Genomic DNA, 12100 nt, shown 5'->3' on the forward strand with positions numbered 1-12100 from the left:
GAACTCAACGCACGGCCACGCCAAACCCTCGACTGGCAGAATCCAGCCGAGGTACTCCACAAACACCTGGTTGCAACCGCCGCTTGAAACCGCCGCCGCACGAGACAGCAACATCCCCGATACTGCGTGGATCTTGACGGACCAACACCACAACCGCCCAACCACGCGAGGGTCTGGACACCGCCCGCCGCCAAGATCGTGCTCGAACCAGGATGTGGTGGCCTCATCGACGCACCGACACCACTACAACCAGGAATTGCGCGATCCTGCCGGCCAGCGGGGACGCTCCGCACAGCCGCAAGATCCGCGCAACCTGCGCATGGGGGCGGTGACCTGTCGTGGAGTGCGTGACCTGCGCGATGGACGGGCGTCATGCGCGCTCTGGCGATGCCACGGGCTCAGCGTCGCGATCAACACCGCGGTGGGCATGGGTAGCGCGTGGGCGGCGTGGGCGCTTGGCGCCTCGGCGGGTGCAGAGCAAAGGGCGGTCCCGGCGCGGCACACCCCCAGCCGCCCGGCCCCCAGATGGTCGGCGGGGGTGGTCGGCGGGGGTGGGGCGTGCCGGGGACGTTCAGCGGATGCGGGCCAGGATGCGGTCGGCGGGGGCCGGTCGGCCGAAGTGCCAGCCCTGGGCGGCGTCGCAGCCGATCGCGCGCAGCCGTTCGGCCTGCCCGGCGGTCTCCACCCCTTCGGCGGTGACGGTCAGGTCCAGCGCGTGGGCCAGGGAGACCAGCGACGCGAGGATGCGCTCGTCGGTGCGGCCGACGGAGGGCGACCGCAGGCCGGCCACGAACTCCCCAGCGACCTTCAGCTCGGTCACCGGCAGGTCCCGCAGGTACGCCAGGTTGCTGTAGCCGGTGCCGAAGTCGTCGATGGCGATGCGTACGCCGAGGTCGGCGAGGACCCGCAGGGCGCGGACCGGCTCCTCTGCGGTGCTCATCATCGTGCTCTCGGTGATCTCCAGTTGGAGTCGCTCCGGCGGCAGGCCGGTCTGCCGCAGCAGCGCGCGGACCTCCTGCACCAGGCCGGGTCGGTGCACCTGCCGTACCGCCAGGTTGACGCTGACGAACGGCGCGGCGGCGCCCCCGGCCGACCACGCCTCGGCCTCGCGGCACGCCTCGGCCAGCACCCACCCGCCAAGTTGGACGATCAGGCCGGTCTCCTCGGCCAGCCCGATGAAGCTGTCCGGCCGCAGCACCCCCAGCTCGGGGTGCCGCCAGCGGACCAGGGCCTCCACACCGACCAGGCTGCCGTCGCGCAGCGAGGTGAGCGGCTGGTAGTCGAGGTAGAACTCGCCCCGCTCCAACGCGGCCGGGATGGCCGCGGAGAGCGCGTAGCGGGCCAGTTCACGTTGGTTGCGCTCGGCGTCGTAGAGCGCCCAGCGCGCCCCACCGGCGGATTTCGCCCAGTGCAGGGTGCTGTCCGCGGCCCGCATCAGGTCCGTCGGGTTCGCCCCGGCCACCTGGCGCTCGACGATGCCGATGCTCGCAGAGATCTGCAGCTCGTGACCGTCGACAAGCGCCGGTGTGCGTACCGCGGCGAGCGCGGTCTCGGCCACCGCCACCATGTCGTCGGTGCCGGTGGTGCGCTCCACCAGGATGACGAACTCGTCGCCGCCGAGCCGGGCGACCAGATGCTCTCCCATGGCCTTGCCCAGCCGCTCGGCCACCGTGACCAGCAGCAGGTCACCGATCTGGTGCCCCAGGGTGTCGTTGACCACCTTGAAGCGGTCCAGGTCCAGGAAACACACCCCGACCCGCTGCGCGCCCCGGCCCGGCTCGTTGAGCGCGGCGGTGAGCCGTTCGGTGAACAGCGTCCGGTTGGGCAGGCCGGTGAGCGGGTCGTGGGTGGCCTGGTGCCGGAACCGGGCCTCGCTGGCCCGCAGCGCGCGCTCGGCCTGGGTGCGGGCCCGCATCGCGGCCCGGCGGATCGACTCCTGCTCGTCGAGCGTCCGGTCGCGCAGCGCGCGGGCGTAGCCGGTCGCCACGGCCGCCAGCAGCCGGGCCATCCGGTCCTCGACATCTTCGGCCACCAGCCCCAGGTCGCGCACCAGGCGGAGCTGGATGACCTCGACGGTACGGCCCAGCCCTTCGGCGGAGGCGATGTGCGCGGCGACCAACTCGGCGCCGACCCGGTGCCCGGCCCGCAGGTCGAACGGTTCGGTGAGCAACGCGCCGGCCAGTTGCCCGGTGAGCCGGTCCAGCAGGGACTCCAGCTGGGCCTGGGTCATCGGTAGGTAGCTGGTGCCGGAGACCGCCTTCGCCCAGGCCCGGGCGAACGTGCCCAGGTGGGGGGTGACTGCGGGCGACTCAGCCACCGAGGCGCCCGACGCCGCCCATGAAGACCGCGTTCTCGGCGTCCTCGGCGCTCTCCGGAGTGTCCGGTCGCCACTGGGGCACCCAGACCACGCCGGGGTCGAGGATCTCGAACCCGTCGAAGAGCGCGGTCAGCTCGGCGCGGCTGCGCACCGACAGCGGGTTGTCGGTGCGCCGGTAGACCCGCTCCGCCTCGGCGCGTTCGTCCTGGCTGCGCCCATCGTCGCTGGCCTGCGACAGCACCAGGTAGCTGCCGGGCGCCAGCGCGTCCCGTAGTGTCCGCAGCAGCTCCGCCGGCCGGTCGTCGTCGGGGACGAAGTGCAGGACGGCCACGACCATGACGGCCACCGGTTGGCTCAGGTCGAGCAGTTTGCGGACGTCCGGATGGGCCAGGATCGCCTCCGGGTTTCGCAGGTCCTCCTGCACCACCGCGGCCTGCTCGTTGCCGGCGAGGATCTCGCGGCTGTGCGCCACCGCCACCGGGTCGACGTCCACATAGACCACCCGCGACTGCGGGTCGAGCTGCTGGGCGATCTCGTGCACGTTGCCGACGGTCGGGATGCCCGAGCCGATGTCCAGGAACTGCCGGATCCCGGCCTCGGCCAGGTGGTGCACGGCCCGGCGCAGGAACGCCCGGTTGGCCTGGGCCATCAGCGGCGCCTCGGGCACCGCGGCGACCATCGCCTGCGCGGCGGCCCGGTCGGCGGCGAAGTTGTGCGAGCCACCGAGGTAGTAGTCGTACATCCGCGCGACGCTCGGGCGCTCGATGTCGATGGTGTCGGGTGCCCAGTCCGGCCGCTGCATGCGTTTCACCCCTCGAATCCGCGAAGCGAGCATCCTCGCCCGCGCGGGTATTGTGCACCCGCCACGCACGCCAGACCATAGCGCGCCGAAGGTTGCCCGCCGACGTCGGTCGATACGCGACGGTCCGCGCCGGCCGGGAAGCTGGCGCGGACCGTCGGTCGCGACGTCCCGCTCGACGAGCGGGAGGCAGGTCAGAACTTCGGCGCGTCCGGTGCCTCGAGCAGGCCGAGCCGGAGTGCGGTCATCAGGGCCTGCGCCCGGTTGGCCGCGCCGAGCTTCTCGTAGAGCTTGGAGATGTGCGTCTTCGCCGTGGACTCGCTGACGAACAACTGCTTGGCGATGCCCGCCACGCTCATGCCGTCGGCGAGCAGCCGCAGCACCTGCCCCTCCCGGGGAGACAGTTGCGGGCCGGACGGGGCGAGCCGGCGCTTCATCGCCTCGGCCAGGTCGGCGGCGGTGAACGCGCTGGGGGAGGAGGCGGCGTGCCGTGCGGCGGCCACCACCTCGTCGGCCGGGGCGGTCTTCGGTACGAAGGCGCTCGCGCCGGCCTCCAGTGCGCCGAAGAGCTGGTCGTCGCCCGCATACATGGTCAGCACCACGATGCCCATGGACGCGCTGGACTTGCGCAGGGCGCGGGTGGCCTCCAGGCCGCTGCCGTCGGGCAGCCGCAGATCCATGATCACCACGTCTGGCTGCAATGCGCCGGCCTGGCGTACCCCTTCCGCCGCCGTGGCCGCCTCACCGACGACCTCGAACTGGCGGTCGCGCTCGAAGGCGTGCCGCAAACCCTTGCGAATCAGGTCATGATCGTCGACAAGGAGGACCTTGGTACGGGTGGCCGGTATCGGACTTGTGGTCATCCTCGGGTTACTCCCCTTCTGGTGCTGCGCTGCCGCGCACGTTATCGCGCCGGGCCGAGGTGCCGAGAACCACCGCCACGGTCGTGCCGCTGGGTTGCCGCGGCCTGATCTCCAACCGGCCCCGGATACGTTCCGCCCTCTCGGCCATGATCGCAAGACCGTACCGCCCGTCCGGGCGCTGGTCAGCCATCCCCTGACCGTCATCCGACACTTCTATTTGCGCGTACGGGGGGTCGACCTCACAGGTGACCCACAAATTCGACGCTCCGGCGTGCTTGCGCGCGTTGGTCACCGCCTCCTGCGCGATGCGCAGCAACTCGGCCTCGGTGGCGGCCGGCAGCCGGGCGGTGGACTCGTCCAGGGAGAGGTGCACCCGCAGCCCGCCGGACGCGCCGACGGTGCGCGCGTACTCGGCGATCGCCGCGGCCAACCCGCCCTGCCGGTCCACCTCGCTGCGCAGCTCGAAGAGGCTCAGTCGCAGTTCCTGGATCACCCGGGTCACCTCGGCGCGCAGCGTACGCAGGGCCTCGGCGGTCTCGTCGGCGTCGTCGAAGACGGTGGCCAGGGCGTTGTCGATGCCGTAGCCGACCATCACCAGCTCCTGTGCCACCCCGTCGTGGATCTCCCGGGCCAGCCGCTGCCGCTCCTCGTTGGTGGCCAGCGAGCGCACCTCGTCGAAGAGCAGCGCCGCCTCCAGCCGCAGCGCGGCCGGGCGGGTCAGCCCGGTCACCCGCGAGACCACCGCCGGGGGGTACGCCTGCGCGGCGTCGGCCTCCAGCACCACCAGCCCGACCGTGCGCACCCCGGCGACCAGCGGAATGATCAGCGCGGACACGTCGCCGCCGCGGTGCGAGCGGGACTGCGACCGGGCCGCCGTGGTGGCCTGCTGGGTGGCCCAGGCGTCGGCGATGGCCGAGTCCGCGTCGAGCGTCGTCTCCCAGTCGACCCGGTCGACGCCGGCCTGGGCGAGTACGACGAGACGACCACCGCCGCTCGCCGACAGCACCGCGCCCCGGTCGGCGCGGGCCACCGTGCGCAGCTCCTCGAGCAGGTGCTCGGAGATCCCGCCCGGGTCCAGGGTTGCCCCGGGTAGCTGCCGGGCCACCGTACGTAGCTGGGTCAGCAGTCGGGTGGCCTCGGCGTACGGCTGGGGTTTGCCCTCACCGCGGACCGCCATCACCTGGTGCAGCGTGCCGGCGGCGTAGAGGCCCAGCGCGGCCAGGATCAGCCACTGCGCGCAGACCGCGAGGTAACCCGGTTGGCTGAGCTGGGGGTCGCCGTCGACCTGGGTCAGCGCGCCGCTGACCAGCAGGGTGGCGCCGGTGACCACGAGCAGCGCGGCGCCCTCGGGGAAGCGGCGACGCAGCGCGGTGACGGTCACCGGGACCGCCAGGTAGGGCAGCACCGCCGACGCGCCCAGGCCGTCGACGGTGCCGCCGATGGACGCGACCGCGGCGACGTGGCTCGCGGCCAGCCCCAGCACCACCACCTCGGCCACCCGGCTCAGCGGGCCGACCAGCCGGTGCTGCGGTGCCAGCAGTGACGGCAGCCCGGCCACCGCGAGCAACGCGATCCACCACAGTTGCGCGACGTCGCGGGTGGCGAACAGGGTCAGGATGGCGATCAGCGCCAGCATCACCAGGCGGGCTGCCGCGGCGAGGGGATGCGGGTGCGGTGCGGTGGCTGTGGATGCGGGCACGTGACGGATGGTAGTCAGCCTCGGTAGATATCGGCGATCTCCGCCGCGTACGTCTTGTGGACAACCTGACGCTTGACCTTGAGCGACGGGGTCAGCTCGCCGGTCGCCTCGGTGAAGTCGTGGGGCAGGACCCGGAAGACCTTGATCGCTTCGGCCTTCGACACGGCCTGGTTCGCGGTGTCGATCGCGGCCTGGATCTCCCGGCGCAGGCCCTCGTGCTCGCGCAACTGCTCGATGGCGGTGTCCCGGGGCATGCCGGCGTTCTCCAGCCAGGTCGGCAGGGCCTCCTCGTCGACGGTGACGAGCGCCGCGATGAACGGCTTGGCGTCACCGACCACGACGCACTGGCTGATCAACGGGTGCGCCCGGACCATGTCCTCGAGCACCGCCGGGGCGACGTTCTTGCCGCCGGCGGTGACGATCAGCTCCTTCTTGCGGCCGGTGATGCTCAGGTAGCCGTCGGAGTCGAGCTGGCCCAGGTCGCCGGTGCGGAACCAGCCGTCGGCGCTTATCGTCTCGGCCGTCGCCGTCTCGTTGCGCCAGTAACCCTGGAAGACCAGCTCGCCGGAGATCAGGATCTCGCCGTCGTCCTCGATCCGGACGGTCACGCCGGGAAGCGGACGGCCGACGCTGCCGATCCTGGTGCCGGTGGGCAGGTTCGCCGCGGCGGCGGGCGAGGTCTCGGTGAGGCCGTAACCCTCCAGGACCGTCACGCCGATGCCCCGGAAGAAGTGGCCGAGCCGGGCACCGAGTGGCGCCCCGCCGGAGATCGCGTCCCGGCACCGTCCGCCGAGCGCGGCCCGCAGCTTGCGGTAGACCAGCCGGTCGAAGACCACGTGTTGGGCGCGCAGCGCCAGGCCCGGTCCGCCGGGGGTCTCCAGGGCCTCGCTGTACGCGATGGCGACCTGCTCGGCGCGGGCGAAGATACCGCCCTTGCCGTCCGCCTCGGCCTTCTGCTTGGCGGCGTTGTAGACCTTCTCGAACACCCGGGGTACGGAGAGCACGAAGGTCGGTCGGAACGCCTGTAGTTCGGCGACCAGGTTCCTGGTGTCGGCGCAGTGCGCCATGGTGGCACGTGCCTGCACGACGCCGATCTGGATGAGCCGGGCGAAGGCGTGCGCCAGCGGTAGGAAGAGCAGGGTGCTCGCGCCGGCGTTGAACAGGTTCGGCAGCACCGGCACCGCGTTGGCGATGTCGGCGTACATGTTGCGGTGGGTGAGCACGCAGCCCTTGGGTCGGCCGGTGGTGCCACTGGTGTAGATGATCGTGGCCAGGTCGCCGGCGCGGACGGCCCTGCGCCGCCGCTCGACCTCGGCCAGCTCGACGGTGGCGCCGGTCGTGACCAGCTCGTCGACCCCGCCGCCGTCGATCTGCCAGACCTGGCCCAGCTCGGGCAGCCGGTGCCGGACCCCGGCGACGAGGGTGGCGTGCGCCTCGGTCTCCACCACGACGGCGACCGCGTTGGAGTCCTCCAGGATCCACGCGGCCTGCTCGGCGCTGGACGTCTCGTAGATCGGCACGGTCACCGCGCCGACGGCCCAGATGGCGTAGTCCAGCAGCGTCCACTCGTAACGGGTGCGGCTCATCAGCCCGACCCGGACGCCGGGCTCGATGCCGGCGGCGATCAGCCCGCGGGCCACGGCGGCCACCTCGTCGCGGAACTGGAGGCAGGTCACGTCGGTCCAGGCGGTGACGGTGCCGTCGCCGCTCGCGGTGGGGCGGGCGAACTGGACGGCGTCGGGCGCGACTTCGGCGTTGTCCCAGACCGGATCGGTGAGGTTGGCCGCGTCGCCAACGGTGACGATCGGCGGGACGGAGAACTCGCGCACCTGCACTCCTTCGTGCTCGCACTTGCGGGGCCGGCCACCGCGGTGGGCGTCGGCATGTGTCGAAACCTACCCGGCGGGCGGTCGGGGTGAGACACGCAGGAGGCGGGTAGCCTCCCCCCATGGCGGACTCCTCCACCCAGTCGATCATCATCGGCGCCGCACCGGATCGGGTGACGGCGGTCATCTGCGACTTCGCGCGCTACCCGGAGTGGACCGACGCGGTGCGTCGGGCCGACATCGTCGAGGAGTACGAGGACGGCTACGCCAGCCAGGTGCGTTTCACCATCGACGCCGGGGTGATGGCCGACGAGTACGTGCTCGAGTACGAGTACGCCGAGGACCTGTCCCGGATCGAGTGGCACCTGGTCGCCCCGTCGAAGATGCAGAAGGCCCAGCGTGGTTCGTACGACCTGGTGGGTAACCCGGACGGCAGCACCACGGTGACCTACACGCTCGAGGTCGACCTGTCGGTCGGCATGCTCGGAATGTTTCGGCGCAAAGCCGAGAAGATGATCATGGACACCGCGTTGAAGCAGCTCAAGCGCCGGGTAGAAGCAACCGGCGCGGCGCAGTGACGCATCCGGTGGCACGGTAGAGGAGCCGACGGTGGGCGGAACGGATCCGGGTTCGGCCCGGGAAGAGGCAGAGCGGCTGGTCGCCACCCTGCTGGCAGGGGCACGACTGGCCTCGGCCGGCTCGGCGGGCGGAGCGTTCGGCTCGTTGGGCGGGGTGCTGTCCGGTGTCCTCGGTCACAGCTCGGACCCGGACGGCCGATCCAGTTCCGGTGGCGCGTTCGCCACCGGATCGGCCGAATGCTGCGTCTGCCCGGTCTGTCGGGGCATCACCGCGTTGCGGGACCCGAGTCCGGAATTCGCCGAACGCCTCGCCACCGGCGCCGGCGACTTCGCCGCAGGGGTCGCCAGCCTGCTCCGCGCGTTCTCCCCGGCGGAACCGTCCGCGCCGAACGCCACCGCGCCGGCCGCCGAGCCGAGCGCCCCGCCCTCGCCGGCACCCGCCGCGAGCACCGACGACGTCCCTCCCGAGACACCACCCGGCGCCCCGGCCACCGCCTTCGCCGACGACCACGTGTGGCGCGATGCCACCCGCACCGGGCATGATTCTCAGCCGGCGCCGGAGCGGGATGTCTGGTCGGTCGCCACCCGGACGGCGGACCCACTCGCCCCGGCCGCCGTACCACCCGTCGACGAGGCCGGGGCGGCGACCGTACCGGCACCGACCACCCGTCCCGTGGTGCCCGCCTCGCGGGTGCCCGACGACGCCGACGCGGAGGCATCGGGCGACGGCGCCTGAGCGCGGGACATTCCGACCCGGACCGGCACTGGGCCGGAAGATCTGGGTCGGACAGCACAGCAGAGGGGGGCGGTAGCGGTGACGCTGACCATCGGAGTCGACGTCGGTGGCACGAAGGTGGCCGGCGGTGTCGTGGACGACACCGGCACGGTCCTCGTGCAGACCCGACGGGACACTCCCGCCGATGACGTAGCCAAGACCCGCGACGTCATCATCGAGTTGGTCGGCGAACTGGCTGCCGGGCGCACCATCGAGGCCGTCGGCATCGGCGCGGCCGGTTGGATCGACGCCACCCGTTCGACGGTGCTCTTCGCCCCCAACCTGGCCTGGCGGGACGAGCCGCTCCGCGAGTACGTCAGCGAGGCCATCGGTCTGCCGGTGATCGTGGAGAACGACGGGAACGTCGCCGCGTGGGCCGAGTTCCGCTACGGCGCGGCCCGTGACGCCGACGACTCCATGATCATGTTCACCATCGGCACCGGGGTGGGCGGCGGGATCGTCCTCGGTGGCGACCTGATGCGCGGCGCGCACGGCATCGCCGCCGAGCTGGGCCACATGCTCGCCGTGCCGGACGGGCACCAGTGCGGCTGCGGTCGGCTGGGCTGCATCGAGCAGTACGCCAGCGGCAGCGCCCTGGTCCGGTTCGCCCGGGCCGGCGCCCGGCAGGAGCCCAACCGGGCCACCGCCCTGCTGAAGCTCGCCGGTGGTGAGGCCGAGGCGATCACCGGCCCGATGGTGACCGCCGCCGCGCAGGGCGGCGACCCGGTCTCCGCCGAGGCGTTCGCCCAGATCGGCAGGTGGCTGGGCACCAGCCTCGCCGACATGGCGCAGATCCTCGACCCGCAGACCCTGGTGGTCGGCGGCGGCGTGATCGACGCCGGCGACCTGCTGCTCGGCCCCACCCGCCGCTCGTACGCCGACGCGCTCGCCCAGCGTGGCCGCCTGCCGGTGGCCGAGGTGCTCCCGGCGGAGCTGGGCAACAGCGCCGGGGTGATCGGCGCCGCCGACCTGGCCCGCCGGATCTGAGGCGGTCCCGGGAATGGGTGTGCCGCTGCGGGTGGTGTCGTACAACATCCACAGCCAGCGCGACGACACCGCCGCGCTGGCGGCGGTGGTCCGGGCCGTGACGCCGGACGTGGTGATCGTGCAGGAGGGGCCGCGTCGGTTCCGGTGGCGGCAGAAGTCCGCCACGTTGGCCGAGTCGTTCGGCCTGGTGGTGGCCGCCGGTGGGCTGCCCGCCCTGGGCAACCTGCTGCTGACCAGCCTGCGGGTGCAGGTGAGCGGCGTCCGCTGCCAGCGCTTCCCGCTGACCCCCGGCCGGCACCTGCGCGGCGCCGCGTACGCCGACTGCCGGGTCGGCGGCGCCCGGTTCACCGTCGCCGGCTCGCACCTCTCCACCGACCCGGCCGAGCGGCCCTCGCAGGCCGCCGAGTTCAAGCGCGGGCTGGACGCGGCGACCAGCCCGGTGCTGGCCGGGGCGGACCTCAACGAGGGCCCGGACGGGCCCGCCTGGGCCACCGTGTCGCGCGGCCTGACCGACGCCGCGGTGGCCGCCGACCGGGCCGAGCGGCTCACCTACTCGTGCGCCGACCCGCGCCGACGCATCGACGCGCTCTTCGTCGACCCGCGGATCACCGTGGTCGACTACGACGTGGTGGACACTCCGCAGACCCGCCGGGCCAGCGACCACTTCCCGGTGCTCGTCGACCTGCTGCTGCCCACCGACTGCTGACCCACCGACGTCGGCAGAGCGTCGACGCGTCCGGCCCAGGACTGGACATCCGGCCCGGTTGTGGAGAGGATTTCGCGGCGACCGGCACGCCTGCCGTACCAAAGGAGATCTTCCCGGTGTCCACCTCCACCGACCACGGCCGGCCCGACCCGGAGGCGACCTCGCCCGAGGCGACAAGCGACGGCCGCCCGGTCTCCGACCGGGGCGACACGGTCTGCGTCATCGGGGCCGGGGCCAGCGGCCTGACGGCCATCAAGAACCTGCGCGAGCACGGGTTCGGCGTGGACTGCTACGAGCGGGAGACGGGCGTCGGCGGCGCCTGGAACTGGCGACACGACCGCAGCCCGGTGTACGCCAGCACCCACCTGATCTCGTCGAAGCCGTTCACCCAGTTCCCCGACTTCCCGATGCCGGACTCCTGGCCGGACTACCCGCACCACGGTCAGTTGCTGTCCTACTTCGAGCGGTACGCCGACCACTTCGACCTGCGTTCGCACATCTGGTTCGGCACCGAGGTGATCCGGGTCGAGCCCGTCGAGGGGGAGCGGTGGGACGTGACCACCCGCTCCACCGGGGGGTACGGCCCCGAACGCACCGCCCGGTACGCCGCCGTGGTGATCGCCAACGGCCACAACTGGTCGCCGAAGCTGCCCCGCTACGAGGGCCTGGAGGAGTTCCGCGGCGAGATCATGCACGCCTCGTCCTACAAGGACCCGGCCCAGCTACGCGGCAAGCGGGTGCTTGTGGTCGGCGCCGGCAACACCGGCTGCGACATCGCCGTCGAGGCCGCCCAGCAGGCGTCGCGCTGCTGGCACTCCACCAGGCGCGGCTACTGGTACGCGCCGAAGTACGTGCTCGGTCGCCCCGCCGACCAGGTCAACGACACCCTGTTGGCGCTGCGGGTGCCACTGCGGGTGCGACAGTGGCTCTACCACTGGACGCTGCGGCTGACCGTCGGCGACCTCACCCGCTTCGGCCTGCCCAAGCCCGACCACCGGGTGTACGAGACGCACCCGATCGCGAACAGTCAGCTCGTCTACTACGTGGGCCACGGCGGGATCGGGCCGGTGCCGGACATCGCCCGGTTCCGCCCGTACGCCGTGGAGCTGGCCGACGGCCGGGAGATCGACCCGGAGGTGGTCGTCTTCGCCACCGGATACCTGCCGCGCTTCGAGTTCCTCGACGCGTCGGTGTTCGGAGACAGCGCGGGCGCGGGCCGGCCCACGCTGTGGCTCAACGCGTTCACGCCGGGGCACCCGACCCTGGCCGTCGCCGGCCTGCTGCAACCGGACTCCGGTCTGTTCACCCTGTCGCACTGGCAGACGGTGCTCTTCGCCCGACTGCTGCGCGCCCGCCGGGACCGGCCGGAACGGGCCACCGCGTTCGCGTCTCGGGTCCGGGAGCGGGCCGGGGAGCGGTACTCCGGGCCGGTGAAGGAGAGCAGCCGACACTGGTTCGAGGTCGGGCACGCCGACTACCTGCGCGCCATCCAGCGCGCCCTGGTCGAGTTGGAGGGCAAGTGAGCCGCCGGCGTCGCGAACGAGAGGCAG

10 protein-coding genes are annotated in these 12100 nt (G+C 72.5%); 5 read left to right on the plus strand and 5 right to left on the minus strand.

The features are described 5' to 3' along the window. Nucleotides 1–571: 571 nt before the first annotated feature. The 5 genes from AB0C15_RS30470 to AB0C15_RS30490 all read right to left on the minus strand — a co-directional run bounded on the left by AB0C15_RS30470 (nucleotide 572) and on the right by AB0C15_RS30490 (nucleotide 7507). Nucleotides 572–2287, minus strand: coding sequence for a bifunctional diguanylate cyclase/phosphodiesterase (locus AB0C15_RS30470; RefSeq protein WP_357357843.1), 1716 nt, complete (start codon nucleotides 2285–2287; stop codon nucleotides 572–574). A 22-nt stretch (nucleotides 2288–2309) separates the two neighbouring features. After that, nucleotides 2310–3119, minus strand: coding sequence for an SAM-dependent methyltransferase (locus AB0C15_RS30475; protein WP_357357845.1), 810 nt, complete (start codon nucleotides 3117–3119; stop codon nucleotides 2310–2312). Between the two features lie 191 nt (nucleotides 3120–3310). Continuing rightward, the gene (locus AB0C15_RS30480) at nucleotides 3311–3979 is read right to left on the minus strand and encodes a response regulator transcription factor (protein ID WP_030337723.1); all 669 of its coding nucleotides are present in this window, start codon (nucleotides 3977–3979) and stop codon (nucleotides 3311–3313) included. Between the two features lie 7 nt (nucleotides 3980–3986). After that, nucleotides 3987–5678, minus strand: a complete 1692-nt coding sequence (locus AB0C15_RS30485; RefSeq protein WP_357357801.1) for a GAF domain-containing sensor histidine kinase — start codon at nucleotides 5676–5678, stop codon at nucleotides 3987–3989. Nucleotides 5679–5692: 14 nt separating this feature from the next. Then, the gene (locus AB0C15_RS30490; RefSeq protein ID WP_357357803.1) at nucleotides 5693–7507 is read right to left on the minus strand and encodes a long-chain fatty acid--CoA ligase; all 1815 of its coding nucleotides are present in this window, start codon (nucleotides 7505–7507) and stop codon (nucleotides 5693–5695) included. 119 nt (nucleotides 7508–7626) lie between these two features. Between AB0C15_RS30490 and AB0C15_RS30495 the strand changes: the two genes are divergently transcribed. The 5 genes from AB0C15_RS30495 (at nucleotide 7627) to AB0C15_RS30515 (ending at nucleotide 12073) form a co-directional block, all read left to right on the plus strand. Next, on the plus strand, nucleotides 7627–8082 hold the full coding sequence (locus AB0C15_RS30495) for an SRPBCC family protein (RefSeq protein WP_357357805.1): 456 nt from the start codon (nucleotides 7627–7629) through the stop codon (nucleotides 8080–8082). A gap of 31 nt (nucleotides 8083–8113) precedes the next feature. After that, nucleotides 8114–8818 (plus strand): hypothetical protein, encoded by a 705-nt coding sequence (locus AB0C15_RS30500; protein WP_357357807.1) that lies wholly within the window; start codon nucleotides 8114–8116, stop codon nucleotides 8816–8818. Nucleotides 8819–8896: 78 nt separating this feature from the next. Then, complete coding sequence (locus AB0C15_RS30505) at nucleotides 8897–9844, plus strand: ROK family glucokinase (protein ID WP_357357809.1); 948 nt, start codon at nucleotides 8897–8899, stop codon at nucleotides 9842–9844. A 13-nt stretch (nucleotides 9845–9857) separates the two neighbouring features. Beyond that, nucleotides 9858–10550 carry an endonuclease/exonuclease/phosphatase family protein gene (locus AB0C15_RS30510; RefSeq protein ID WP_357357811.1) on the plus strand — a complete coding sequence of 231 codons (693 nt, stop codon included), beginning with the start codon at nucleotides 9858–9860 and terminating at the stop codon, nucleotides 10548–10550. A gap of 116 nt (nucleotides 10551–10666) precedes the next feature. Continuing rightward, a complete protein-coding gene (locus AB0C15_RS30515) occupies nucleotides 10667–12073 on the plus strand; it encodes an NAD(P)-binding domain-containing protein (protein ID WP_357357813.1) in 1407 nt (468 codons plus the stop codon). The last annotated feature ends 27 nt before the right edge of the window (nucleotides 12074–12100 follow it).

Source organism: Micromonospora sp. NPDC048835 (assembly GCF_040649995.1).
In the GTDB taxonomy this organism is placed as follows: domain Bacteria; phylum Actinomycetota; class Actinomycetes; order Mycobacteriales; family Micromonosporaceae; genus Micromonospora.